The 26,317-nt window shown below is 72.0% G+C and carries 19 protein-coding genes and 1 pseudogene; 16 read left to right on the top strand and 4 right to left on the bottom strand.

Features of this window, described 5'->3' with window-relative positions:
• Positions 1 to 10: 10 nt before the first annotated feature.
• The 4 genes from ACIHFE_RS20970 (at position 11) to ACIHFE_RS20955 (ending at position 4,270) form a co-directional block, all read left to right on the top strand.
• Entirely contained in the window at positions 11 to 622 is a 612-nt protein-coding gene (locus ACIHFE_RS20970; RefSeq protein ID WP_400108687.1) for a hypothetical protein, read from the top strand.
• 84 nt (positions 623 to 706) lie between these two features.
• Positions 707 to 1,249, top strand: coding sequence for an RNA 2'-phosphotransferase (locus ACIHFE_RS20965; RefSeq protein ID WP_400108686.1), 543 nt, complete (start codon positions 707 to 709; stop codon positions 1,247 to 1,249).
• A gap of 101 nt (positions 1,250 to 1,350) precedes the next feature.
• Entirely contained in the window at positions 1,351 to 1,833 is a 483-nt protein-coding gene (locus ACIHFE_RS20960; protein ID WP_400108685.1) for a hypothetical protein, read from the top strand.
• 169 nt (positions 1,834 to 2,002) lie between these two features.
• Positions 2,003 to 4,270, top strand: a complete 2,268-nt coding sequence (locus ACIHFE_RS20955; RefSeq protein WP_400108684.1) for a germacradienol/geosmin synthase — start codon at positions 2,003 to 2,005, stop codon at positions 4,268 to 4,270.
• Here ACIHFE_RS20955 and ACIHFE_RS20950 read toward each other — a convergent pair.
• From ACIHFE_RS20950 to ACIHFE_RS20940, 3 genes are all read right to left on the bottom strand, one after another.
• Complete coding sequence (locus tag ACIHFE_RS20950) at positions 4,210 to 5,031, bottom strand: hypothetical protein (RefSeq protein ID WP_400108683.1); 822 nt, start codon at positions 5,029 to 5,031, stop codon at positions 4,210 to 4,212. The two genes, ACIHFE_RS20955 and ACIHFE_RS20950, sit on opposite strands and share 61 nt — an antisense overlap.
• Positions 5,028 to 5,354 carry a hypothetical protein gene (locus tag ACIHFE_RS20945; protein ID WP_400108682.1) on the bottom strand — a complete coding sequence of 109 codons (327 nt, stop codon included), beginning with the start codon at positions 5,352 to 5,354 and terminating at the stop codon, positions 5,028 to 5,030. The genes ACIHFE_RS20950 and ACIHFE_RS20945 overlap by 4 nt, the downstream gene beginning before the upstream one ends.
• Positions 5,355 to 5,464: 110 nt before the next feature.
• The gene (locus ACIHFE_RS20940) at positions 5,465 to 6,796 is read right to left on the bottom strand and encodes an alkaline phosphatase family protein (RefSeq protein WP_400108681.1); all 1,332 of its coding nucleotides are present in this window, start codon (positions 6,794 to 6,796) and stop codon (positions 5,465 to 5,467) included.
• 136 nt (positions 6,797 to 6,932) lie between these two features.
• Between ACIHFE_RS20940 and ACIHFE_RS20935 the strand changes: the two genes are divergently transcribed.
• Complete coding sequence (locus tag ACIHFE_RS20935) at positions 6,933 to 8,024, top strand: M4 family metallopeptidase (protein ID WP_400108680.1); 1,092 nt, start codon at positions 6,933 to 6,935, stop codon at positions 8,022 to 8,024.
• Between the two features lie 3 nt (positions 8,025 to 8,027).
• Here ACIHFE_RS20935 and ACIHFE_RS20930 read toward each other — a convergent pair whose 3' ends face one another.
• Positions 8,028 to 9,245 carry a GNAT family N-acetyltransferase gene (locus ACIHFE_RS20930; RefSeq protein WP_400108679.1) on the bottom strand — a complete coding sequence of 406 codons (1,218 nt, stop codon included), beginning with the start codon at positions 9,243 to 9,245 and terminating at the stop codon, positions 8,028 to 8,030.
• 150 nt (positions 9,246 to 9,395) lie between these two features.
• On the opposite strand from ACIHFE_RS20930, the gene ACIHFE_RS20925 reads away from it, so the two are divergent.
• From ACIHFE_RS20925 to ACIHFE_RS20875, 11 genes and pseudogenes are all read left to right on the top strand, one after another.
• On the top strand, positions 9,396 to 13,415 hold the full coding sequence (locus tag ACIHFE_RS20925) for a Pls/PosA family non-ribosomal peptide synthetase (protein WP_400108678.1): 4,020 nt from the start codon (positions 9,396 to 9,398) through the stop codon (positions 13,413 to 13,415).
• Positions 13,412 to 14,818: an aspartate aminotransferase family protein gene (locus ACIHFE_RS20920; RefSeq protein WP_400108677.1), complete on the top strand. Its 1,407-nt coding sequence runs from the start codon at positions 13,412 to 13,414 to the stop codon at positions 14,816 to 14,818. Before ACIHFE_RS20925 ends, ACIHFE_RS20920 begins: the two co-directional genes overlap by 4 nt.
• A 40-nt stretch (positions 14,819 to 14,858) precedes the next feature.
• On the top strand, positions 14,859 to 16,142 hold the full coding sequence (locus tag ACIHFE_RS20915) for an aspartate kinase (protein ID WP_400108676.1): 1,284 nt from the start codon (positions 14,859 to 14,861) through the stop codon (positions 16,140 to 16,142).
• A 114-nt stretch (positions 16,143 to 16,256) separates the two neighbouring features.
• Positions 16,257 to 16,562: a glutaredoxin domain-containing protein gene (locus ACIHFE_RS20910; protein WP_400108675.1), complete on the top strand. Its 306-nt coding sequence runs from the start codon at positions 16,257 to 16,259 to the stop codon at positions 16,560 to 16,562.
• 205 nt (positions 16,563 to 16,767) lie between these two features.
• Positions 16,768 to 18,039, top strand: a complete 1,272-nt coding sequence (locus ACIHFE_RS20905) for a phenylacetate--CoA ligase family protein (RefSeq protein ID WP_400108674.1) — start codon at positions 16,768 to 16,770, stop codon at positions 18,037 to 18,039.
• Entirely contained in the window at positions 18,036 to 19,340 is a 1,305-nt protein-coding gene (locus ACIHFE_RS20900) for an MFS transporter (protein WP_400108673.1), read from the top strand. Before ACIHFE_RS20905 ends, ACIHFE_RS20900 begins: the two co-directional genes overlap by 4 nt.
• Positions 19,337 to 20,476 (top strand): GNAT family N-acetyltransferase, encoded by a 1,140-nt coding sequence (locus tag ACIHFE_RS20895; RefSeq protein ID WP_400108672.1) that lies wholly within the window; start codon positions 19,337 to 19,339, stop codon positions 20,474 to 20,476. Before ACIHFE_RS20900 ends, ACIHFE_RS20895 begins: the two co-directional genes overlap by 4 nt.
• A complete protein-coding gene (locus ACIHFE_RS20890; RefSeq protein ID WP_400108671.1) occupies positions 20,473 to 21,612 on the top strand; it encodes an acyl-protein synthase in 1,140 nt (379 codons plus the stop codon). Before ACIHFE_RS20895 ends, ACIHFE_RS20890 begins: the two co-directional genes overlap by 4 nt.
• Positions 21,609 to 24,110: an acyl-CoA reductase gene (locus ACIHFE_RS20885; protein ID WP_400108670.1), complete on the top strand. Its 2,502-nt coding sequence runs from the start codon at positions 21,609 to 21,611 to the stop codon at positions 24,108 to 24,110. The genes ACIHFE_RS20890 and ACIHFE_RS20885 overlap by 4 nt, the downstream gene beginning before the upstream one ends.
• Before the next feature lie 182 nt (positions 24,111 to 24,292).
• Positions 24,293 to 24,952 (top strand): annotated as a pseudogene (locus ACIHFE_RS20880) (NADPH-dependent F420 reductase).
• Positions 24,953 to 25,069: 117 nt separating this feature from the next.
• On the top strand, positions 25,070 to 26,290 hold the full coding sequence (locus ACIHFE_RS20875) for a macrolide family glycosyltransferase (RefSeq protein ID WP_400108788.1): 1,221 nt from the start codon (positions 25,070 to 25,072) through the stop codon (positions 26,288 to 26,290).
• Positions 26,291 to 26,317: the final 27 nt, after the last annotated feature.

The following is a 26,317-nucleotide window of genomic DNA, read 5'->3' as shown; positions in this document are numbered from 1 at the left end:
AGGACTCTCGGTGAACTTCAAGGTGAGATCGGCACTGGTGGCCGGGGCGCTGGCGGCCACGGCAACGGTGGCAACGGGGGGCACGGCCCACGCCAACACCTATCAGTACAACGTGATGCTCCAGGACTACGCGACCGGCTACTGCCTCGACAGCAACGGCGGTGACGTCTACACCAACCCGTGTCAGCCCGGCAATCCGTACCAGCGGTGGAACGTGCTCTCCTATGACGGCAACGTCGGTGGCTACTACGACCGGGTACAGATCATCCACGTAAAGGAAGGCCACTGCCTGCGCGCTCAGCACTACCACTCCAAGTTCCCGTGGGGCACCCAGGACTGGACGGCCACCCGTGGGGCCGGGTGCGAGTGGACCGACTACCACCAGCAGTGGAACCTGACCTGGGTGGGCAACACGGGCGGAAACCCGCAGCACAGCTGGCAGTTCGCCAATTACCAGAGCGGGAGGGACGGCGACGGCCATGTCTACTGTCTCGACCGCGGCCAGGACGGGCACATGAACCAGCTGCTGTGGGACCAGGGGACCCCCAAGGGCGCTCCGGTCGCCAAGACCACCTGCTACAACCACTCCAACCGGTACCAGATGTGGAACATGGTCCATTAGACCCTGGGACCGCACAGGCGCCCGCCCGGCGGTGCACCACCGATATCCGGGTGCGTCCCGCGCCCCCTGAGGCACCCTGGGAGCATGGATCACGCACGAACCGTCCGGGTGTCGAAGTACCTCAGCCGGCACCTGCGGCACCAGCCCGACCGCATCGGCATCCGGCTGGACCCGCAGGGCTGGGTCGGTGTGGACACCCTGCTGGCGGCCGCCGCGGCCCATGGCTTTCCCATCGGGCGGCAGGAGCTCGAGCAGGTGGTGGCCGCCAATGACAAGCGGCGGTTCGCGCTCGAGGGCGGCAGGATCCGGGCCAGCCAGGGCCACACCGTGCCGGTGGACCTGGGCCTGCCAGCCGCGGTCCCGCCCGCGTTCCTCTTCCATGGCACCGTGGTCCGCAGTGTGGCCGCCATCCGCGCCGAGGGCCTGCGGCCCATGAACCGGCACCATGTCCATCTGTCCGCGGACCGGGAGACCGCGACCCGGGTGGGGGCGCGGCGCGGCAAGCCGGTGGTGCTGTCGGTGGACGCCGGGGCGATGCGGGCGGCCGGGTTTGAGTTCCTGCTGAGCGCCAACGGTGTGTGGCTGGTGGACGAGGTCCCGCCGCGCTTCCTCCGCTTCCCCGGCTGACCGGGCCTCATTTATCCTTTGTCAATCAGCTGTCGATCATTTGCCCGCATCGTGTTCCCCGTACCGCACCACCAACTCCCCCTGCGAGAAGGAGAACCACGATGAGGAAACTGAGCCGAGCCGCCATTCGCACCGGCGCCGCGGCGGGCATCGCCCTCGCGGCCGTTTCGGCGACCATCGAGCCCTCGGCGGCCGCGGGCAAATCGATGATCATCGACAAGCGCGACGGCAGCGGAGAGACCCGGCCCATGGCCCAGCCCCAGGCCGAGTCGTACATGGTGAACGTCCTCAAGGACCAGCGGATGCTGAACAAGCAGGCGAGCCTCAAGCAGGCCCTCAACCAGGCCTTCAACGGGGGCGGCAAGGCCACGGGCGGCTACACGTTCAGGAACCACCCGGTCCTGCACGCCAGCTCGGGGGACGGTCAGACCAGCACCACCCTCTTCTACTTCAACAATGACGCCAACACCATGACGCTGTTCGCCGTGGGCGAGCATCTCAAGGGCCCCAGCACGCGCTACCAGATCACGGTCTACGGCCAGGCGGGCACCGACTTCGCCCAGGGCAGGACCATTTCCCTCTGACGCCCCACAAGCGGCCGGGGGCGCCGGACCGGGCGCGTGCGATATGCCGCGCCCCAACGGGCGCCCCTCCACACCCACTTGCGCGGTAGGCAGGTCCAGGCCCCGGGTAGGAGTGAGCGAGCCCTCAAGCGGCCCTCTCGCCCCTCCCGATGGAAAGGCCGGACAGCGAGTGACCCAGCCCTTTGAGTTGCCGGACTTCTATCTGCCGTATCCAGCGCGTCTCAACCCCTGTCTCCAGGAAGCCCGGGAACACTCCAAGGAGTGGGCCCGTGCCATGGGGATGCTGGAGGGTTCCGGCGTCTGGGACGAGCAGGACCTCGACTTCCATGACTACGCCCTGCTGTGCTCCTACACCCATCCCGATGCCCCGGGCCCCAAGTTGTCGCTGGTGACCGACTGGTATGTGTGGGTCTTCTTCTTCGACGACCACTTCCTTGAGGTGTACAAGCGCAATCCGGACCGCCAGGGCGCCAAGGAATACCTGGACCGGCTGGCGGCCTTTATGCCGATGAACCTGGCCGAGGGCTTTCCGGAACCGACCAATCCGGTGGAGGCGGGGCTGGCGGACCTATGGGCCCGCACCGTGCCGTCCATGTCCCTTGGCTGGCGGGCGCGTTTCGCGGAGAGCACCCGCAATCTGCTCAATGAATCGCTGTGGGAACTGTCCAACATCAACGCCGATCGCGTACCCAACCCCGTCGAGTACATCGAGATGCGCCGCAAGGTGGGCGGTGCGCCCTGGTCGGCGGGCCTGGTGGAGTTCGCGGCGAGTGCCGAGGTGCCCGCGGCGGTCAGTTGCTCGCGGCCGTTGCGGGTGCTGCGGGACACCTTCGCCGACGCGGTGCACCTACGCAATGACCTGTTCTCCTACCAGCGGGAGACCGAGGACGAGGGCGAGCTGAGCAATGGCGTCCTGGTCCTGGAGACCTTTCTGGGCTGCACCACCCAGGAGGCCGCGGACGCCGTCAATGACCTGCTGACCTCCCGGCTGCAGCAGTTCGAGAACACGGCGCTGACCGAACTCCCGGCGCTGGCCGCCGAGAAGGGCCTGGACCTGCGGTCCTGTGCGCGGCTGATGGCGTATGTGAAGGGCCTTCAGGACTGGCAGTCCGGAGGCCATGAGTGGCATATGCGTTCCAGCCGCTATATGAACTCCGGCGTGAACTCCCGTGCCACGCCGGCGGCTTCGGTGCTGTCCTCGTTCCTGCCCGGCGGTCCGGGCCTTTCGGCGGCCGATGTCCGGCTGACCGCCGACAGCACCGGGGCCGCGCGGGTCCGCAATTTCACCCATGTCCCCTACCAGCGGGTGGGCCCGTCCCGGCTGCCGGACTTCTCTATGCCCTTCGGGCCGGCCCTCAGTCCGCATCTGGACGCCGCCCGGTGCCATATCGTCCAGTGGGCGGACCGCATGGGCATGCTGCGGCCGGTCCCCGGCGAGGCCCGTATCTGGGACGGGGACAAGCTCAGCGCCTTCGACTTCCCGCTGTGCGCCGCCGGTCTGCACCCGGACGCCACCATGGAGCAACTCGACCTGGACTCCCAGTGGCTGACCTGGAGGACCTATGGGGACGACTACTATCCGGCCGTCTTCGGCCGGCGCCGTGACCTGGCCGGGGCCCGGGCCTGCTCCGAGCGGCTGGCGGCCCTGATGCCCCTGGAGGGCGCCCCGGCGGCCGTCCCGGCGAACGCCCTGGAGCGGGGACTGACCGATCTCTGGGGCCGTACCGCCCCGCAGATGGCCGCCGAGGCCCGCCGGGACTTCCGCACCACCATCGTGGAGATGCTGGACAGCTGGCTGTGGGAGCTGGCCAACCAGGCTCAGCACCGCATCCCGGACCCGGTCGACTACCTCGAGATGCGCCGCAAGACCTTCGGTTCGGACCTGGCCATGAGCCTGTGCCGGCTGGCGCACGGCGAGCGGGTGCCGCCGGAGATCTACCGGAGCGGTCCGCTGCGTTCGCTGGAGAACGCGGCCGCCGACTACGCCTGTCTGACCAATGACATCTTCTCGTACCAGAAGGAGGTCGAGTTCGAGGGCGAGTTCCACAACGGCGTGCTGGTGGTGCAGCACTTCTTCGACTGCGACTACCCCACCGCCCTGGCCATCGTCCACGATCTGATGGACTCCCGGATGCGCCAGTTCGAGCATGTGGTGGCGCATGAACTCCCGCAGGTGTACGAGGACTTCAGGCTGTCCGAGGAGGGCCGGGCCACCATGGACGGCTATGTCGGGGAGCTGCGGAACTGGCTGTCCGGCATCCTCAACTGGCACCGTGAGTGCCGCCGTTACCGGGAGGATGAGCTACGGCGCCCGGTGGGGGCTTCCCGGCTGGGCGAGCCGTCGGGGCCGGGGGCATCGGCGGTGTACGTACCGGCTCACTGGCGTGTGCCGGGGGTCAGGCCCACCCAGGTGTCGCCGCCCTTGGGGATCACATAGACCGCGTCGGTGCCGACGTTCCATCCCAGCGGCACCACGTAGTACCCGTCCTGGCCCTCGACCAGCTGTCTGAGGCCGGTGTAGCGGTACCGGTGGCGCAGGCCGGCTCCGAGATCCTCCTCCCGCACGCCGGGCAGGCTCAGGCGCCGGCCGCTCAGCACCAGCACGCCCGTCCATCCGGTGACGTCCCGGGCGCGGCCCCGGGCGTCGCTCTCGCCCAGCTGTGCGGCCAGGACGGTGACCGCCCACAGCAGAAGCAGGCCGGTGGCCAGCAGGGACAGCACCCGGCGGCGCACCCCCTCCAGCCGCTCACGACCGCCGCCGGCCTGCCCCAGCAGCAGTCCGGCGGCGATGACGAGCGGCACGATCCAGCCGTACGGCTGGATCCACCGCCACAGCACCAGCAGCACCAGCCCGGCGGCCACCACCGGTAGGTGCAGGCGGGCCGCCCGGGCGGTGACGGCGGCCCGGATCCGCCGGGAGGACGGGGGCAGCCCCGCGAGCAGCAGGACGGCCACGCCGGCCACCAGCACGGGCAGCTTGAGCAGGTTGAGGCTCTCCACGACCAGCTCGGGGAAGCCGAGTCCCAGGGTGAACGGGGACAGATGGAAGTAGCCGTAGTAGCTGCTGGTGTAGACCGCTCCCACATAGAACATCAGGGCGGCGATGAGCGAGGCCTGGCCGATGAGGACCTTGGCGTAGTCCGCCGCCCCGGAGGCGGGTGCGGCACGTTCCGGCGCTCGGGCGTCCGGGTGGCTCATGTCCGGCTGACGGATGGCGGCGGGGTGCGGGTGGGCGCCACGACCGGCCCTCCTCCCGACTGGTGCGACGCGGTGGCCTTGGGCGGCGGGGGCGGCGGGGCGATCGAGCCGTTGGCTGCCGACGGCGGGGCGGCGGAGGAAGAGGAGGAGGGGCGGGCCGGGGAGGATGCCGCCGGGGAGGACGCCGCCGGGGAGGACGCCGCCGGGGAGGACGAGCTGGCAGCGGGTTTGGGCTTTTCGTCCGAGGAACAGGCGGTCATCCAGAGCAGACAGACGCCTGCCCAGGCGGTGGCGGCGACCGCGCGCCGAGCGACCCTTCGCATGGAACCTCCTTGGAATCCCCCCTTGATCGCCAACAGGCTAGGGGGAGGTTGCGCTCCGCCCGCCGGGACGCCACGCGGTGCCGGGCGGCGTCCTCCGGGCGGAGTCGCCTTCAGAGGTCCGGGATCAGGTTCCGCTGGACGAGGTCGGCGTGCACCTGGTCCAGGTGGGAGACCTCGGTCCGGGCCGGGTTGAGGCCCACCGAGGTGGGGACGATCACGCCGGCCAGCGGATCGTCCTGGCGGGGCTGGTCCAGGGTCAGCACCTCTCCGATGCCGGGGGCGGCCTGGTCGCGGGCGGTGAGCGGGGGCAGGTTCCAGCGCTGCTCCACCGTCTTGAGCACTGAGGTGTGGTCCAGGGGCACGCTGCCCTCGGGGACCCGGAAGACGGTGCCGGGTTCGATCAGCGGGGAGACCAGCACGGTGGGCACCCGCACCCCGAACCGGGTGAAGTCGAAGCCGTACTCCCCCGGTGTGTCGTCGGGCGGGGTGGCGCCGGACGGCGGCGGCACATGGTCGTAGCAGCCGCCGTGCTCGTCATAGGTGATCACCAGCAGGGTCTTGGCCCATCCCGGTCCGTTGCGCAGCGCCTGGTAGACATCGTGGATGCACAACTCCCCGGCCGCTACGTCATAGTTGGGGTGCTGGCTGTTGCCGGTGGAGGACCAGGAGGGCTCCAGGAAGACAAAGCCGGGCAGGGTGCCGGCGGCGGCCGCGTTCTTGAAGTCGATGAACTGGCCGAAGTGGGACTCGTCGGCCCGCGAGATATCGGGGAAGTTGCCCCGGGTCAGCGGCTGGGCGTGGTAGCCGTAGACGGCCCAGGGCACCTGGTGGTCGCTGAGCCGTCCGAAGATGCTGGGGACGGTGAAGTTGTGCGTGTGGTCGTCCATATGCCCCTGGCTGGTGGCGGCGAGGGCGAAGGCACGGTTGGGCAGGGTTTCGGTGGGCACCGAGCTGTACCAGTGGTCGCACACCGCGAAGCCCCGGGCGAGGCCGGACAGCACCGGCAGCCCTTCGGGGGTGAAGCAGCCCATGATGTCGTCGGCGGTGGTGCCCGGGTAGACGGACCAGCCCTGGCGGGCGCGCTGCCGCAGGGTCGCGGCGTAGTCGGTGACAAAGCCCTGGTTGGTGGGGACCGGGGCGGGGTCGGGCGGGGTGGGCGTGGAGAACAGCTGGTTGTTGGTCGCCTGGAAGCCCTCGCCGGGGTCGGCTCCCGGCATGAAGTAGGCGCCGGGCTTGGTGGGGTCGATCCGGAAGACCGTGGCCTTGCCGCCGTTCCCGTCCGGACTGGACTCGTCCCCGGTCAGGCCCTCATAGGGCTGCCCGGACGGGGAGCGGTTGCCCTGGTCGGTGTAGAGAAAGCCCAGCATATGGTCGAAGGAGCGGTTCTCCAGCATCAGGACCACGATGTGATCGATCCGGTCCAGGCGTGTGGCATCGGGCATTTGGCGCCTCCCAGCGACGACGGCTCGTACCACGGTAGGGCAGTCCATCGCCTCCGCGATGCCTTTGGTGGGCCAAGCTGGCGAATCGCGCCCGTGCGCCGGGACGGTCGCGGCGAGTCCGGGGAGCGTGGGTGGCATGAACAGTCACCAGCCCCGCCCGGGGTCCACGGCCACGCCCTGCTTCTGTCCGATCGTTCCCCCGCACATCGTGGACGCCCTGACCGCCTCCGACGACCCGGAGTTGCGCGCGATCGGTGAGCGCACCCAGGAGCAGGACCGCCTGCACCGGCAGCAGCGGCTGCAGGCCATCACCGCACCGCCGGCCGCGCCGCCGGCGGCCGGTGACCAGCCCGACCGCACCATCTTCGACGCCCGGCACAGCACGGACCTGCCGGGCGACCGCAGCCGGGGCGAGCCGGACCAGCCGGGCCGCGACCAGGCGGCCAATGACGTCTACGACGGCCTGGGCGCCACCTTCACCTTCTACTACGAGGTCTTCCAGCGCCGCTCCGTCGACAACGCCGGGCTGCCGCTGAACGCCACCGTCCACTTCGGCCGCGACTATGACAACGCCTTCTGGAACGGCCAGCAGATGGTCTTCGGCGACGGTGACGGGCGGATCTTCCAGAACTTCACCGGGAATGTGGGTGTCACGGCGCATGAACTCACCCATGGCGTCACCCAGTTCTCCGGCGGCCTGGACTACCAGGGCCAGTCCGGGGCGCTCAATGAGTCGATCTCCGATGTCTTCGGCTCCCTGGTCCAGCAGTACGCGCTGCGGCAGACCGCGGCGGACGCGGACTGGCTGATCGGCGCGGGGGTGCTCGCCCCGGGGGTCAGCGGTGTGGCGCTGCGCTCCATGAAGGCCCCGGGCACCGCCTATGACGACCCCCGGCTCGGCGGCCAGGACCCGCAGCCCGCGGTGATGGCGGACTACCGGGAGATGCAGGCCGACAACGGCGGGGTGCACATCAACTCCGGCATTCCCAACTACGCCTTCTACCTGGTGGCCGACGCGCTGGGCGGCTATGCCTGGGAGAAGGCCGGACGGATCTGGTACCAGACGCTGACCGCCGGCACCCTGCCCTCCAACGCGGACTTCGCGACCTTCGCCCAGGCCACCGCCGCCACCGCGCACTCCCTGTACGGGGCGGGTGCCGAGGAGGACGCGGTGCGCAAGGCGTGGGCTCAGGTGGGTGTCAACGGCAATAGCTTCAGCGGGAGTTGACGGTCAGAACTCATCGCTGGTGAAGGGCAGGAACTCGGTGCGCAGGGCGGCCTCCAGCGCCTCGGCGGCACCGGCCGTGTGCTCGGTGACCAGGCCGGCGCGCAGCAGCCGGACCGGGCGGACGCCGCCCAGGTAGCAGGCGGCCAGGTCGCGGACGTCCAGGGTGAGGTCGGGGCGGTCCTCGGTGGGGTCGCAGCGGGTGCCGTCCGGGCCGGAGGTGAGCCGGAAGGTGCCATGGTTGGCGGGCAGGGTCTCGTCCTGGATCTCCAGGGCGAGGTCCACCGGGCCGGCATAGCGGCGGGCGGTCAGCGCCGCCGGGGCGTCGACCAGGCGCAGCCACAGGGCCGGGAAGGTGTCGGTGACGCGGACCTGGTCGTTGTCGGTGGCCATCAGCGGCAGTGGATCGTCGGCGGGGCGGCCCCAGGCGCGTACCTTGCCGGTGAGGTCGATGGCGGCCAGGTAGCTCCACAGGGCGGCGGCGACGGGGGCGGTGTCGGCCTCCAGTTCATACAGCTGGACCAGGCCGGGGGTACCGGCGTCGTCGTCGCCGGCGCGGGTGCGGTAGACGGCGTAGCCGGCGGGCGGGTTTCCGCCCAGGGTGACGATCCGGGGCGGGCCCAGTTCGTCGTCGTCCTCGTCCTCCTCGGGCAGGATCTGCTCGCGCCACCAGTAGGCGTCCCGGGCCGGGCGTCCGGCCCGGCGGGCGCGTTCCGCCTCGTAGCACGGGCCGATGACGGCGGGGGCCTCCTCGGGGTCCAGCAGGCGCAGCGGGCGGTCGTCGGGGGCGACGCGCAGGGCGAGCGGGCGCCGGGAGTCGATTTCGACGGTGGACAGGTGGGTGGCGGCGCCGAAGCCGAAGCGGCCGTAGATGGCGGCCTCGGAGGCCCACAGGGCGGCCAGCGGCTGCCCGGCGGCCGCGCAGCGCCGCCACTGTTCCTGGAGCATTCCGGAGAGCACTCCGCGGCGGCGGTGGGTGGGGGCGACGGAGACATAGGTCAGTCCGGCGCAGGGCAATTGGCCGCCGGGGACGGACAGCCGGAGGGGGAGGGCGCCGAGGAAGCCGACCAGGTGGTCGTCCTCGTAGGCGCCGAGGCGTTCGCACCGGCGCAGGAACTCGCGCTCGCCGGGACGCTCGTCCTCTTCGTGGAAGACCAGGTAGGCGTGGTCGAGGACGCGGTCGATCCGGGATCGGGGAACCTCACGGAATCGCACAGTGCTCATCACCCGGATGCTAGTGCCTCCGTTTTCGCTTCGGCGGGAGGTTTTCTAGGGTGGATAGGGAGATGGCCGTGCGCTACTGAGCAGTAGTGGGGCGGCCGCCGTACCGGGGAACGAGGACAACGAGCTGCACATCTGCCACAGGGAGAGGTCATGGCAGAGTCGACAGCGACCACGGGGCCCGCCGGGGCGCCCGCCGGGGCGCCGGTGCGGAGCCTGGTGGAGTTTTTCGAGCGTTCCTGTGACCGTCATCCGGACGCCACCGCTGTGATCTGCGGGGATCAGCGGCTGGGCTACCGGGAACTGGAGCGGTGGGCCAACCGTCTGGCGCATCTGCTGCGGGAGCGCGGCGCGGGCGAGGGCGCCCGGGCCGGGATCCTGCTGGAGCGTGGTGCGGCCGGCTATGCGGCCCTGCTCGGGGTGGGCAAGGCGGGCGCGGCCTATGTGCCGCTGGATGTCTCCTTCCCCGCCGAGCGGCTGGCCTTTATCGCCCGGGACGCGGAGCTGCGGTGCCTGGTGACGGAGTCGGCGCTGCGCGAGCGGACCCGGGAGATGCCCTGCCCGGTGCTGGAACTCGACCGGGAGGAGGAGCACTTGGCGCGGCGGCCGGAGCACCGGCCCGGGGTGCGGGTGGACGCCTCCTCGCTGTGCTACATCGTCTACACCTCCGGAACCACCGGGCGGCCCAAGGGAGTTGCGGTCTCGCAGGCGAATATCGTCAACTTTCTGCGGGTGGCGGGCCCGGTCTACCGGGTGGGCCGCGAGGACCGGGTCTATCAGGGGCTGTCCCTGGCCTTCGACTTCTCGGTGGAGGAGATCTGGCCGGCCTGGATGGCGGGCGCCACCCTGGTGGCGGGCACCGAGGAGGGCCGCCGGGCGGGGTCGGGCCTGGCCGAGCTGCTGGCCGGGCAGGGCGTCACCGTGCTGTGCTGTGTGCCCACCCTGCTGGCCACCCTGGACGCCGAACTGCCCGCCCTGCGGACCCTGTTGGTCAGCGGTGAGCCCTGTCCCGCGGAGCTGGTGCGCCGCTGGGCGCGGCCGGGGCGGCGGATCCTCAACGCCTACGGTCCCACCGAGGCCACGGTGACCGCCACCTGCGCCGAACTGGCGCCGCACCGGCCGGTGACCATCGGCACTCCGCTGCCCGGCTACCGGGTCTACCTCCTCGACGACGGGCTGCGCCGGGTCACCGAGGGCACCAGCGGGGAGATCTGCATCGGCGGGCCCGGGGTGGCCCTGGGCTATGTCAACCGCCCCTCGCTGACCGCCGAGCGCTTTATCCCCAATCCGGTGGCCCGGGACCGTGCGGAGGTCCCGCGTGTCTACCGCACCGGCGACCGGGGCCGGTTCACCGTCACCGGGGAGCTGGAGTACCTGGGTCGGGTGGACACCCAGGTCAAGCTGCGCGGCTACCGGATCGAACTCGCCGAGATAGAGGCGGTGTTGCGGGAGGACGAGGCGGTGGCGGACGCGGTGGTCACCCCGCTGGTCAGGGATGGGGTGCCGCAGGCGCTGGCCGGCTATCTCACCCTGAATGCCCGTCAGCGGACCGTGGACCAGCAGGAGCTGCGCCGGCGGCTGCATGCCCGGCTGCGCGGCCGGCTGCCCGCGTATATGATCCCTTCCCATCTTGAAGTGCTGCCCGCCTTCCCGCTGTTGGCGGCGGACAAGGTGGACCGGGCCGCGCTGCCCGCGCCCACTTCCCCGCCGCTGGGCCGGGACAGCCGGCCGCGCGCCGCCCCGGCGACCGGGCTGGAGCTCCGGCTGGCCGGGTTGTGGCGGGAGGTGCTGGACGGGGCGGAGCTCTCCGTCGAGGACGATTTCTTCTGTGACCTGGGCGGGCACTCCATGACCGCCGCCCGGCTGATCTCCCGGCTGCGGGCCGAGCCCGGGCTGCGGGAGGTGGCCATGGGGGACCTCTACGCCCATCCCACCGTGCGGGGGCTGGCCGCCCTGGTGGAGGCGCGGGCGGGCACGGCGGATGACACCGCCGGGCGGCCGGCGCCCGAGCCCCGGCGCCATTCCGGCGCCCGGGTGCTGGCCTGTGGCCTGGCTCAACTGGCCGCGCTCTACCTCTGGTTGCTGCCCCTGGGTCTGGCGGGCGTGGTGCTGCTGTACCGGCTGGCCGCCGCCTGGCATCTGCCGGTGCGGCCGCCGGCGGAGGGCGGCGTCCTGGCCTGGCTGACCCAGCTGCCCTGGCCGGCCCTGGCCGGGCTGGAGGCGGGCTGGCTGGCGGTGATCCTGCTGGTGCTGCCGCTGCCGGCCGGGCGGCTGCTGATGGCGGGCGTACGGCCGGGCAGCTACCCGCTGTGGGGCGTCACCTATCTGCGGTTCTGGCTGCTGGGCAAGGTGCTGCTGCTGTCCCCGCTGGGCCTGCTGGCCGGTTCTCCGCTGCTGCCGCCCTGTCTGCGGCTGCTGGGTGCCCGTATCGGCCCGGCCTGCCATCTGTCGGCCCTGGTCTACCCGCCCTCGCTGGCCGAGATCGGTGCCGGCAGCAGTGTGGGCTACGGGGCCCGGATCCAGCCGTACGCGGTGGAGGGCGGGCGGCTGCGGCTGGGGACGGTGCGCATCGGCTCCGGCTGCTTTGTGGGCACCAACAGCGTGCTGCTGCCCGGGGCGGTGCTGCGGGACGGCGCCTCCGTCGGCGAGCAGTCGCTGGTCCCCCAGGACCGGGTGATCCCGGCCGGTGAGCACTGGGCCGGCTCCCCGGCGGCACGCCAGGACGGCCGGCCGCCGCTGCTGGACCATCTGGCCGCCGGGCCGGACGAGGGGCGCTGGCCGCTGCCGGTGCTGCTGGGCTACGCGGCCGGGGCGCTGCTGTTCCTGCTGATCCCGCTGACGGTGGCCACCGGCGTCACGGCGCTGGTCACCTGGACGGCCTGGCGGCATGGCTTCGCCTGGGGCACCCTGGCGGCGGCGGTGGCCGGGCCGCTGGCGGTGGCGGCGGTCTGCGCGCTGGTGCTGGCCGTCAAGCGCGCCGTGCTGCCGGCCGCGCCGGCCGGCGTCCACCGGGAGCGCAGCGGCTTCGGGGTCCGCAAGTGGATCAGCGACGGCCTGCTGACCCTGAGCCTGGTCCTCACCCACGCCCTGTACTCCACGCTCTACCTGGTGCCCTTCCTGCGTGCCCTGGGGGCGCGCACCGGCCGCTGGTCGGAGGTGGCCACGGTCAGCTTTGTCGACCCGGACATGCTGATCGTGGGCGAGCAGAGCTTCCTGGCGGACATCAGTGTGATGGGGCCGGCCGTCTTCCACCGGGGGCGGATCGCGCTGGCCCCGGCCGAGGCCGGGCGGCGCAGCTTTGTGGGCAACGGGGCGCTGGTGCCGGGCGGCGGACGGCTGGGCCCGGGCAGTCTGCTGGGCGTGCACTCGGTGGCCCCGGCCGGACCGCTGCCCCCGGAGACCACCTGGCTGGGCTCCCCCGCGATCTTTCTGCCGCGGCGGGAGGAGAGCCGGAGGTTCCCGGCCAGGCTGACCTACGACCCCGGTCCCGGGCTGATCGCCGCCCGGCTGGCCATCGAGTACTTCCGCGTCACCCTGCCGGCCACCGTCGCGGCGCTGTGCACCCTGGGCACCCTCTACGGCTGTGTCCAACTGGCCGACCACTTCACGCCATTGGCGCTGTTCCTGCTCGGCCCGGCCCTGCTGCTGGCCAGCGGGGCGGCCTGTGCCCTGGTCGCGGTGGTGCTCAAGTGGCTGGTCATCGGCCGCTACCGGCCCCGGGTGGAGCCGCTGTGGAGCGTATGGGTACGGCGCACCGAGCTGATCACCGGTCTCTACGAGAACCTGGTGGTGCCGGCGCTGCTGAACCTGCTCACCGGCACCCCGTGGATCGCCTGGCCGCTGCGCCTGTTCGGCGCCCGCATCGGGCGCCGGGTGTGGCTGGCCACCACCTTCCTCACCGAGTTCGACCTGGTGGAGGTGGGCGATGACGCGGCGGTCGGTGAGGTCACCTCGTTGCAGACCCACTTGTTCGAGGACCGGGTGATGAAGATGTCCCGGGTGCGCGTGGCGGCCGGCGCCTCGGTCGGCAGCCGCGGTGTCGTCCTCTATGACGCCCGGGTGGGCGCCGGCGCCTCGCTGGACGCCCTGTCGCTGGTGATGAAGGGCGAGGCGCTGCCGCCGGGTACCCGGTGGCAGGGGATTCCGGCCCGACCGCAGGGAGGCATGCCATGACCACATTCGCCCAGCCACGCCCCTGGACCGGCCCGCATGTCGCGGGCGAGCTGCCCGGGCCGCTGTCGGCCGAGCTGCTGGCCCGGCAGGACCGGCGGGAGTCCAGCGCCCGTACCTACCCCCGGCATCTGCCCATCGCGCTGGCCGAGGGCCGGGGCAGCTTTGTGAAGGACGTCGACGGCAATGTGTTCATCGACTTCCTGATGGGCGCGGGTGTGCTGTCGCTGGGCCATAACCACCCGGAGCTGGTGGCCGCCGTCCACCGCCAGCTGGACCTGCTCACCCATGGCCTGGACTTCCCCACCCCGGTGAAGGACGAGTTCACCGCCGCCCAGCTGGCCATGCTGCCGGGGGATCTGGGCCGGCGGATGAAGGCGCACTTCTGCGGGCCGACCGGGGCCAATGCGGTGGAGGCCGCGATCAAGCTGTGCAAGACCGCCACCGGGCGGGGCGAGGTGGTCTCCTTCCGGGGCGGCTTCCATGGCAGCACGCATGCGGCGATGGCGCTCAGCGGGCTGGTGGCCGCCAAGGAGCCGGTGCGCAACACCATGCCCGGGGTGCACTTCTTCCCCTACTGCTCCCCCAGCCGCTGCCCGGACGGGCCGGTGCCGGGCAGTTGTGCCTGGGACTGTGCCGGCCAGCTGGAACGGGCGCTGACCGACGAGCTGGGCGGCATCGCGCGCCCCGCCGCCGTCCTGCTGGAGCTGGTGCAGGGCGAGGGCGGTGTGGTGCCGGCCCGCCCGGAGTTCGTCCGGCGGCTGCGGGCGCTGACCCGGGCCCTGGATGTGCCGCTGGTGGTGGACGAGGTACAGACCGGCGGGGGCCGGACCGGCACCTGGTTCGCCTTCGAGCAGTACGGCATCGAGCCCGATGTGGTGGTGGCCTCCAAGGCGCTCGGCGGCCTCGGCCTGCCGGTGGCCCTGATCCTCTACGACGCCCGGCTGGACACCTGGGCGCCGGGCGCGCACATCGGCACCTTCCGCGGCAACCAGCTGGCGTTCGCGGCGGGCACCGAGGCGGTGCGGGTCGTCCGGCGCGACGGGGTGCTGGAGAACGTCCGGCGGCGCGGCCGGCAGATCGACGGCCTGCTGGCCCCGCTGGCCGGCCTGCCCTGGGTGCGCGAGGTGCGCGGCCGGGGCCTGATGTGGGGCGTGGAGCTGGCGGACGCCGGCGGCCGTCCCGCGGGCGAGCGGGCCGCCGAGGTCCAGGCGCGGGCGCTGCGCGGGGGGCTGATCGTGGAGCGGGGCGGCCGGGACGACCGGGTGGTCCGGCTGCTGCCGCCGCTGAACGTCACCGCCGATGTGGTGGAGGACGCCTGTGCCCTGCTGCTGCGGGCCGTCACGGAGTGCGGCCCGGACCGCTTTGTGCCACCCGTCTCCGGCCGGTACCGGCCGGGGACTTGACCGGCCGCCCGTGCGGCGGCCCCGGGAGAAGGCCCGACCGATGGCTCTGATCGTCCAGAAATACGGCGGCTCCTCGGTACCCGGTACCGAGCGGATCAGACAGGTCGCCGAGCACATCGTCGCCACCCGCCGGGCCGGCCACGATGTCGTCGTGGTGGTGTCCGCGATGGGCGACACCACCGACCAGCTGCTGGGCCTGGCCCGTGAGGTGGCGCCGGTGCCCTCCCGGCGGGAACTGGACCTGCTGCTGACCACGGGCGAGTGCGTCTCCAACGCCCTGACCGCGATGGCGGTGCAGGCGCTGGGCGTACCGGCCCGTTCGCTCAGCGGCGCGCAGGCGGGCGTGCTGACCACCGCGGCGCACGGCCGGGCCCGGATCACCGGTGTCGAACCCCGGCGGGTCCGTGAGGCGCTGGGGCGGGGCGAGATCGTTCTGGTGGCGGGCTTCCAGGGGCTCAGCCGGGAGACGGGCGACATCACCACGCTGGGCCGCGGCGGCTCCGACACCACGGCCGTCGCCCTGGCGGCGGCGCTCGGCGCGGAGGTCTGCGAGATCTGCACCGACGTGGACGGGGTGCACACCGCCGATCCCCATCTGGTGCCCGCCGCACGGCCGTTGCGGCGCCTGGCCTACGACACCATGCAGGAACTGGCCGACAGCGGGGCCAGGGTGCTGGCGCCGCGCAGCGTGGAGTACGCCCGCCGGTACCGGGTGCCGCTGCATGTCCGTTCCTCCCTGGGGAGCGATGGCGGCACGGTGGTCTCGGACGCGGTGGCGGACGGGCCGGTGGAGCCCCGGGGTCTGGTGGGGCTCGCCCATGACCTGTCCCAGGCCCGGCTGACCGTGACCGCGCTGCCCAGCCGGCCGGGGATCACGGCCCGGCTGTTCGGGGTGCTGGCCGAGGCCGGGGCGGAGATCGACACCGCGGCGCGGGCGACCCTGCCCTCGCCCAACGGGCAGTGCGGTGACCTCACCCTGGTGCTGCCGGAGAGCGACGCCACCGCCGCGCTGGCCGCGCTGCGGGCGCACCGGGCGGAGATCGGCTACCGGGATCTGGAGTACGGCGATCCGGTGGGCACCGTGTCCTTGGTGGGGTGCGGGCTGAACGCGGCAGTGCTGGCCACCTTCTGCGAGACGCTGGCGCGGGCCGCGGTGCCCTTTGAGACGGTCACCGCCTCGCCGACCCGGATCTGCGCCCTGTGCCGGGCTGGGCAGGTGCCGCAGGCGCTGACCGCCCTGCACCAGGCGTACGGCCTGGGCGCGGACGGGCAGTCGCGGTTGCCCGCGGCCCGGATGCCGGTGCCGTGCCTGGGCCGTGGCTGAAAGGTGCCCCGATGGGTGTCAAGTGCGGGCCGCCGGTGGCTGGTCGCGCGCTCTCGATGCGCCGCACGCCCCTCGTCTACGCTCGGCGTACACCTGGGGACTGGGGGCGATCCAATGGCCGGAGATCGTGACGGGGTGGTCGTCTACTGGCGGCCCGGCTGTACCTACTGCATCAAGCTGCGGGTGACCCTGCGGCTCACCCGGCTGCGTTACACCAAGGTGAACATCTGGCGGGACCACGAGGCCGCCGCCTTTGTCCGCTCCATCGCGGGCGGCAACGAGACCGTGCCCACCGTGACCGTGGCCGGCAAGGCCATGGTGAACCCCTCCAAGCGGCAACTGCTGACCGCGGTCGGCATGTACGCCCCGCATCTGCTGCCCAGGTCCCGCATCAGCACGCCGGCCCATAAGCGTTCATAAGGAGTTCAACAATTTTCCCGGATGGGCCGGGCACCCGATTTGGCTTTACCTTGCACCGTGTTGGATGATGTGAACACACGTCAGGTGTTGACGCCGACGCGACCGAACTCGCAGTACGCGCGCTCCCCTTGCGTATTCACTCAGCAATCACCGGCAGCAGCGGGGCGGATCCCCCGCTGGCCGAATTCAGCTAGGCAAAGGCCGAATGTCCGTCCATCAACTATCGGACCTCATACGTCATGCCCGTCACAACTCCCCGTTCTACAGGGCTCTCTACGCCGACCTGCCACCACAGGTGGAGCGGCTCACCGACCTCCCGGTGGTCGACCAGGCGGAATTCTGGGCGGCGAACACACTGCACGACAACCGTGTTCTGACCGGACCGCTCAGCGAATCCGTCGTTTTCAAGACAGGCGGTACCACCGGTTACCCGAAGTTCTCCTGCTTTACCCGTGAGGAATGGCGGGAGTTCACCACCGTTTTCGGCCAGGGACTCATCGAGGCCGGGCTGAAGCCGGGCCACCGGGTCGCCGACCTCTTCTATGCCGGCGAGCTCTACGCCAGCTTCCTCTTCCTGCTCGACTCCCTGGCCCAGGCCCCGGTGGACAACGTCCGGCTGCCCATCGGCGGAGCCGCGCCGCTGGAGTCCACCGTTCCCACCCTGCGGGAGTTCGCCGCCCAGGTGGTGGCGGGCACTCCCACCACCCTGTGCCGGCTGGCCGAGCACCTGATCGCCACCGGCGACCGGCTGCCCTCGGTGGAGCTGCTGTTCTTCGCCGGCGAGGCCCTCTTCGCCGACCAACGGCGGCTGCTGGCCACGGCGTTCCCCAACGCCGAGGCCCGCTCGGTCGGTTACGCCAGTGTGGACGCCGGCCTGCTGGGTTGCGCCGTGCCCGGGCCCGACCCCCGGGTGCACCGGGTGTTCAGCCCGCACACCATGGTGGAGATCCTCGACGAGACCACCGGTGAACCGATCCTGCGGCCGGGCCGGCCGGGACGTGTGGTGGTCACCAGCCTCTTCCGCCGCCTGATGCCCGTCATCCGCTACCCCGCCGGCGACCGCGCCGAGTGGACCGACCCGGAGAACGGGCTGTTCCGCATCCTCGGCCGGGCCGAGGAGGGCGTTCGCGTCGGCCCGGTCTCGCTCTACACCCAGGACGCGCTGGCCGCCATCGCCGCCGCCGACACCGAGGGCCGGGTCATCGGCACCCAGCTGGTGGTACGCCGGCACGACGGCCGCGACCAGCTGGTGCTGCGCCTGGCCACCGCGCCCGGCGACCACGACCCCGCCACCCTGGAGGTCCTGGCCAAGGCCGTGCTGGCCGAACTGGACGGGGCCAGGCCGCTGTACGGCGAGAGCGTGCGCTCCGGCTTTGTCCACCCGGTGGCCGTGGAGTGGACCAGCCATGGCGAACTGGCCGTCAACTCCCGTACCGGAAAGCTCATTCGCGTCGTGGACGAGAGGCCGACCTCATGACCGCCCCGAATCGCACCCCGCTGGTGCTGCGCAACCGCGCCTTCGGCGCCGTCTGGCTGGGCCAGGTGCTCACCCAGGCCGCGGTACGGATGTTCCAGGTCGGCGTGGCCTGGTGGCTGGTCGCCTATGCGGTGAACGGCGGACGCGGCCTGGCCTCCGGGCTGTTCATGGCCGTCAGCACCCTGCCCGCCGTGGCGCTGGCCCCGCTGGTCGCCCGGGCGGTCGCCCGCTTCGCGCACCGCTCGGTGCTGCGCACCGCGGCCGCCGCGGCCGGCGCCGCGATGGCGGCGCTGGCCGCCTGGGCGTCCGCCGGTGACCTGCCGCTGGCCGCCGCCTATGCCGCCACCCTGGCGCTCTCCACCTGCCAGGCGTTCTTCGACCCCTGTCTGACCACCTCGGTGCCCGAGCTGGTGGAGGACGCGGACATCGAGGCCGCCACCGGCTTCGAGCTGTCCACCCAGTCCCTGGCCGGTCTGGGCGGGGCCTTCCTCGGCGCGCTGATCGCGGACCGGGCAGGCATCACCGGACTGGCCACCGGCTGCGCCCTCGCCTATCTCTGCGCGGCCGCGCTGATCGCCCCGGTACGGTTCCGTACCGCCCAGGCGCCCGGCGAGGCGGCGGACGGGGAGCCGGAGCGGCACACCCTGCGCGGGATCCTGTCCGGGCTGCCGTTCGTCACCCGGATCCTGGTCTGCTTCACCGCCGCCAATCTCTTCACCACCGCCGTCTTCGTGGTCATCCCGCTGTACACCAAGTCGGTGCTGGGGGACGGCGGAAGCACCGTCTCCCTGCTGGAGGCATCGCTGGGCACGGGCACCCTGATCGGCTCGTTCACCGGTGCCCGGGTGGCCGCCGACCGCCGGCCGACCACCGTGGGCGCCTGCTGCCTGGCCGCCATGGCCGCCGCCCTGGCCGCCCCCGGCCTGGTCACCGGACGCTGGGTCTTCGCCGGCGGCCTGGTGGTGGCCGGCTGGTGTGTGGGCACCATCGGTGTGCGCTTTGTCGCCCTGTTCCAGCGCCTGGTGCCCGCCGCCGACAAGCCCGGCTTCTTCGCGGTGATGCAGGCCGTGCTGGGCGCCAGCTTCCCGCTCGCCTCGCTGCTGTTCGGCATGCTGGGCGACCACCTGTCCGCGCGCACCCTGTGCCTGGTCCAGGCGGCCGGCCTGCTGCCCGCCGCCTGCGTCCTGGCGCTGCTGCGCGTCCCGGACGCCGACGGCGCCCAGGACGCCGAAGACGCCGAAGACGCCATCGAATCCGCGGCCGGTCCGGCCGCCGCCGAACCCGTGGGAGCCAAGCGATGAACGCCGTCATCGAACGGGCCACCGCGGCCGACGTCGCCGAGCTGCGCCAGCTCTACTACGCGGTCTACGGCCCGCACTACCCCGTCGCCCGCTACACCGACCCGGCCCAGATGGCCGCCTTCGCCGCCAACCCGGACACCCTGTGGCTGACCGCCCGGTGCCGGCGCACCGGCGCCCTGGTGGGTTCGGCGGCCATCCAGGGCGAGCCGGGCAGCCGCCTGGGCCGGCTGGAGGGCCTGGCGGTGCACCCCGAGCACCGGGCCTCCGGAATGGCCGGCACCCTCACCGAGGAACTGTGCGAGCGGATGCTCGGCGAGGGCCGGCTGGACTCGGTCTACGCCACCGTCCGCACCGTGAGCACCGGCCCCCAGCGGGTGGTCTCCCGCCATGGCTTCCGCCCCATGGGCATCATGCCCAACACGGTGGAGTGCGGCGGCCGGGAGAGCCTGGCGCTCTACGCGCGGTACTCCGCCGGGGTACTGGAGCGGCGGATTCCGGTACCCGAGGTGCCCGCCCCGCTGGAGCCGCTGCTGCGCACCGTGGAGCGCACCCTGGGCATCGACTACTCCGCCACCCGCTGCACCGCACCGGCCCCCGCACCGGCCCCGCCCGTGGGTGCCGAGCGGCTGGAGGTCGTGGAGGCCCCCGGCTTCGTCCGCCGCCGCTTCGCCGCCGGGTTCCCGGACCGCGCCCGCTGGTTCTATCCGCTGCACACCCCCAACACCCTGCTGCTCTCCGAGGACGGCCGGATCGAGGTCTACGCCTGTGTCAGCCGGGCCGGCGGCTATGGCGCCCTGGTGGCCGGCCATCCGGAACCGGCCGAGGCGGCCGGCTGGCTGGAACCGGTCACCCGGACCCTGTTCCGGTCCGGTGTCGGCTACCTGGAGGCGCTGCTGCCGCTGCGGCGGCACGACCTGCTCTCCGCCTTCCTCACCCAGGGCTACATCCCCAGTGCCCTCTACCCGGCGATGCGCCCGGACGGCGAGGGCTTCCAGGACTACGTGGTGATGTCCCGCACGGCCGAACAGATCGACTTCCGGTCCCTGGTGGTCGAGGAGCCGCTGCGGCCCTACCTGGACTCCTATGCGTCGGCCTGGGCGTCGACCTATCTGCCCACCCTCGAGGTTGTCTCATGAACCCCCATCTGGCTCCCGTCGCCGTTCCCGACCCGGAGCTGCTGCCCCGGGTGCAGGAACTGTGCGACCTGACCGACCCCTACGCCCATGGCCCGGCCGAGGATGAGCTGTTCGCCGCCGCCATGGCCGAGATCGACGCCTGGCACGCCGAGCGCTCGCCCTTCTTCCGCAGCCTGCGCGAGAGCACCCCCGAGGGCCAACGGCCGCTGGTGCACGCCAACTTCTTCAAGCGCCATGAGGTGCTGTCCATCCCGCGCGAGTCGGTGCACCTGCACCTGACCTCCTCCGGCACCACCGGCCAGAAGTCCCAGATGTTCTTCGACGAGTGGACCATCCGCTCGGCGCAGCGCATGGTGGCCCGCATCTTCGAGCGCAACGGCTGGATCACCCCGGACCGGGACGCCAACTACCTGCTCTACAGCTATGAACCGGCGCCAGAGCTGAAGCTGGGCACCTCCTTCACCGACAACTACCTGTGCGACTTCGCACCGGTGCGCCAGGTCGCCTACGCCCTGCGGCACACCGGCAACGGGCATGACTTCGACCCCTTCGGCTGTGTCGAGGCGCTGCGGCGCTTCGAGCGGGACGACGCCCCGGTCCGCATCCTGGGCTTCCCGGCCTTCCTCTGGTTCACCCTGGAGCGGATGCGCGCCATGGGGCTGCCGCCGCTGCGTCTGCCGGAGGGCTCGCTGGTGGTGCTGGGCGGCGGCTGGAAGGGCCACGCCGACCGGCAGATCGGCAAGGACGAGCTGTACGCCCGGGTGACCGGGCAACTGGGCATCCCGGGCGAGCGAATCCGGGACACCTTTGGTTCCGTCGAGCACTGTGTGCCCTACACCGAGTGCGAGCGGCACCGTCTCCATGTCCCGGTGTGGTCACGGGTGTTCATCCGCTCCACCCGCACGCTGGAGGAACTCCCCTACGGGGAGCGGGGCTACCTGCACCTGGTCTCCCCGTACATCACCTCCGTGCCGGCCCAGAGCGTGCTGATGGGCGACCTGGCCTCCCGGCAGCCGGGCTCCGCCTGTGGCTGCGGGCTGAAGACCGACTGGTTCACCATCCACGGCCGGGCCGGGGTGAGCCGCAACCGCAGCTGCGCGGTGGCCGCCGCCGAACTGATGAAGGGAATGTCGTGACCGTGCTCGCCCACGCCCAACCCCACTACTGGCAGGGCTCGTTCATCGACGACGAGGAGGCCGGCCGGCGCCTGGCCGCCCTGCCGGCGCTGGTCGGGCAGGCCCTGGCCACCCCGCTGGAGACCGAGACCGTGCTGGCCGCCTGCGACCGGCTGGCCACCGCGCTGCGCGATCCCGCGCACCCCGTCCACCTCGCCCTGGCCGCCCAGGTGCCGGCGGGCGAGGACGCCGCCGGACTGCTGGCCGAACTGGGCGCCTTCCTCAGCCGTGCGGAACTCACCCGCAAGCTCCGCCGGGAGCTGGGCTCCACCGCACCCCAGCGGCTCGGCCGCCCGGAGGCGAAGGAGACCGTCTACGAGGCCTGGGCCCCGGTCGGCCTGGTCGCCCATATCGCGCCCGGCAACGCCGCCACGGTGGCCCCGCTCAGCCTGGTCGAGGGTCTGCTGTCCGGCAATGTCAACATCCTCAAGACCAGCGGCTCCGACAGCCTGCTCGCCCAGCACCTGCTGGCCGCCCTGGCCGAGGCGGACCCCTCCGGGGCCATCGCCGAGCGGGTGATCGTGCTGCGCTTCTCCTCCGCCCGCCAGGAGTGGCTGCGCCTGATGTGCGCGCCCGCCGACGCGGTGGCCGTGTGGGGCGGCGAGGCCGCCGTGGAAGGCATCGCGGCCCATGTGCCGCCGGGCTGCCGCCTGGTGGAGTGGGGCCACAAGATCTCCTTCGCCTATCTCACCGCCGATGCCTGGGCCGACCCGGCCGCGCTCACCGCGCTGGCGGCCGATGTCTGCCTGCTGGAACAGCAGGCCTGCTCCAGCCCCCAGGTGGTCTATCTGGACACCGAGGACGAGGAGCAGGTCTTCGCCTTCGCCGGGCGCCTGGCCGCCGAGCTGGCCCGGGTGCCGGCCGCGCCCGCCCGGGAGCCGGACCTGGCCGAGGAGGCCGAGCTCACCACCACCGAGCTGCTGGCCCGCCTGGAGGAACACCTGGGCCTGACCCGGGTGTTCGCCGCCGAGGACGGCTCCTGGCGGGTGATGGCCGACACCCGGTCCGCGCTCACCGCCTCCCCGCTGCACCGCAGCGTCTGGGTCAAGCCGCTGCCGCGCAAGCGGATGCTGGCCACCCTGCGCCCCATGCGCCGCTATCTGCAGACGGCCGCCATCGGCGGCAGCCGGGCGGACATCGCGGAACTGGCCCGCACCGTGCTGGCGGCCGGTGTCACCCGGGTCACCCCGCTGGGCGAGATGCTCGGCAGCTACCCCGGCGAGCCGCATGACGGCGTCTACGCGCTGCAGCGCTACAGCCGCCGGGTGGCGGTCCGCGCCGACGGGCGCTTCGCCACCACGGCCTGCCTGGACGACCTGGTGCGCACCCCCGAATTCCCGCCGCCCGCCGGTCCGTTGCTGGACAAGGCGGCCGTCCAGGAGCTGAACCGGCATATCGACCGGGGCGACGCCGAGCTGTATGTCCGCAGCGGCGGCAGCACCGGCACACCCGCCCTGTCGCTGTACACCTGGGAGGACTACGACACCCAGATGCACGCGGCCGCCCGGGGCCTGCTGGCCGCCGGCTACGACCCGGGCGCCGACCGCACCGCCAACCTCTTCTACAGCGGCGGGATGTACGGGGGCTTCTTCAGCTTCTTCTCCATCCTGGAGCGGCTGGGCGGCGTCCAGATACCCATGGCCGCGGGCACCGACCACCGGACGGTGGCCGAGGCGCTGGTCGCCTATGAGGTGGACACTCTCTTCGGAATGCCCTCCTATCTGTGGCAACTGCTGCACGAACAGCAGGAGTTGCTGCTCTCCTACGGCGGCCTCCGCAAGATCTACTACGGCGGTGAGCACTTCACCGCCGAGCAGCGCCGCACCCTCGCCGAGACCTTCGGTATCGAGGTGGTGCACTCCATCACCTATGGCAGCGCCGACCTCGGCCCGCTGGGCTATCAGTGCGCCGAGTCCACCGGGAGCGTGCATCATCTGCACGCCGATCTGCACACCCTGGAGATCCTGGAACCGGACGCGGACCGCCCGGTGGCGCCGGGCGAGACCGGCCGGCTGGTGTTCACCACCCGGGCCCGGCGCGGCCAGCGCCTGGACCGGTATGTCATCGGCGACCTCGGCCGCGCCCTGCCCGGTCCCTGCGCCTGCGGCAACCGGGCGCCACGCTTCGAACTGCTGGGCAGGCTGGGCGATGTGGTGCGGGTGGCGACCTACTTCCTCAACTACCGCCGTTTCACCGCCATCGCCGACGAGCACCTCCGCCACAGCGGGGAACTCCAGCTGGTGCTCGGCCACGACGGCGCCCGGGAGCTGCTGACCGTCCGTCTGGAGACCACCGACGCCGCGCGGGCGCATGCCGCCTTCCTGGCGCACTACCCGGAGCTGCGGTCCGCGGTGGAGGAGGAACTGCTGGCGTTCGCCGTGGAGCCGACCGACGGCACCGGCTTCCTGCGGACGGCCGCCAGCGGCAAGCTGCGCACGGTGGTGGACAACCGCTCCTGAATCCGGCCCGGGTCGGCCGGGCGGCCCCCGGTGCTCCGCAGCACCACGGTGCCGCCCGGTCCCACGCCGGTCAGCGCGGCCCGCGCGGAGGCCGGGGCAGCGCAGCGCGGGGAATAGCCCGCGAACCAGGTGAGTTGTGACGGCTGCGACACCCGGTCGCCAAGGTTCTGGAAGGACGCATCATGAAGATCGGCATCATCGGCGCGGGCAACATCGGCGGCAACCTGACCCGTCGGCTCACCGCTCTCGGCCATGAGGTGTCCGTGGCCAACTCCCGTGGCCCGCAGACCCTGACCGACCTGGCCGCCGAGACCGGTGCCAGACCGGTCACCGTGGCCGAGGCGGCACGGGGTGCCCAGGTGGTGGTGGTCACCATTCCGCTCAAGGCCATCCCGGATCTGCCGTCCGGGCTCTTCGACGAGGCCGCCGACGGCGTCGCCGTCATCGACACCGGCAACTACTACCCCCAGCAGCGCGACGGCCGCATCGCCGCCATCGAGGACGGTCTGCCGGAGAGCCGCTGGACCGAGCAGCACCTCGGCCACCCGGTCATCAAGGTGTTCAACGGCACCTATGCCCAGGACATCCTGGAGCGCCCGCGGCCCAAGGGCGACCCGGAGCGGATCGCGGTACCGGTGGCCGGTGATGACGAGGCGGCCAAGAACGTGGTCCGCGCCCTCGTCGACGAGCTGGGCTTCGACTCGGTCGACGCGGGAGGCATCGACGAGTCCTGACGCCAGCAGCCCGACACCCCCGTCTACGGCCTGCGGGCCGGCGTGGAGGGCGTGGCCAAGGCGCTCGCCGAGGCATCGCCGGAGCGGCCGGAGGCGTTCCGGGCCTAGCAGCGCCCGCAGGCGGTCGTCCGCGGGGTGGCGAAATCCGGTCCCCCCAGCCGATGGGCCGGGTCACACTGCCAGCGACGTGATCAACAAAATGACGCGTCGGATCCCCTTGGCACTCTGGAGGAGAACGTGCCCCGTCCCGCGCATATCGCGATTGTCTCCATCCCCGCCCTCGGCCATGTCTTTCCCGGGCTGGCGCTGATCCGCGAGCTGGTCCTCCGTGGACACCGTGTCAGCTATGTCAACGCCCCCTGGACAGCACCGATTATCGAGCCCACCGGCGCCGATTTCATCCCGTACGACACTGTTCTGCCATCCGACCCCACGGCCTTGCCCAAGGGCGACCTGGTCGCCGCCATGAGCTTGTTCCTGCGGGATGCAATGGGGCAACTGCCGCAGTTGCGGAAGGTGTTCGCGGACAACCGGCCCGATGTGGTGCTGTACGACCATGGCAGCTACGCCGCCCGGGTGCTGGCGGAGCAACTGGGCGTGCCGGCGGTCCAGCTGGCGGCCAGTTATGTGCCCTGGGACGGTGCCGTGGAGGACGGGGCGCCCGTCTTCGGCATCCTGCCGCCGCTTCCCGGTGCCCAGGAGTACTACGACCGGTTCGCCGACTGGCTCGGCGACAACGGCATCACCGCCGAGGACGGCGGCGCGCTCGACCCGAAGGCGTTCATCACCCGGGCCGGGCGCGCCCTGTCCATGGCGCCCTGGGTGATGCAGCCGCATCCGGACCGGGTGGACCGTAGCCGGGTCACCCATGTCGGCCCCTGCCTCGGCGACCGTTCCGCGCAGGGCGACTGGACGCGGCCGGACCATGCGGAGAAGCTGCTGCTGGTCTCCTTCGGTTCCGTCTTCACCAACCGGCCCGATTTCTACCGTCTTTGCCTGCGTGCCTTCGGCGACCTGCCGGGCTGGCATGTGGTGCTCCAGGTCGGCCGGGAGGTGGACCAGGCGGAGCTCGGGCCGATACCCGGCAATATCGAAGTGCACTCCTGGATACCGCAGTTGGCCGTGCTGGAGCAGGCGGACGCCTTTGTCACCCATGGCGGTATGGGCGGTGTCAATGAGGGCCTCTACTGCGGAGTGCCCATGATCGCCGTACCGCAGGCGGCCGACCAGTTCGTCAATGCCGACAGACTGGCCGAACTCGGTGTGGGCCGGCGGATCGACACCGAGGAGGCCACCGCGGAGGCGCTGCGCACCGCGCTGCTCGAGCTCACCACCGACCCCGAGGTGGCCGGCCGGCTGGCGGCCATCCGCCAGGATCTGCGCGACCTGGGCGGCACGGCCAGGGCGGCCGACCTGGTCGAGGCCGAGTTCCCCGGCCGCGGCTGAGGACGGGGCCGGGACAGGGCTGAGGAC

It is taken from the genome of Streptomyces sp. NPDC052396, from assembly GCF_044593195.1.
Taxonomy (GTDB): Bacteria; Actinomycetota; Actinomycetes; order Streptomycetales; family Streptomycetaceae; genus Streptomyces.
This window is presented reverse-complemented; position numbering and strand designations above follow the sequence as displayed.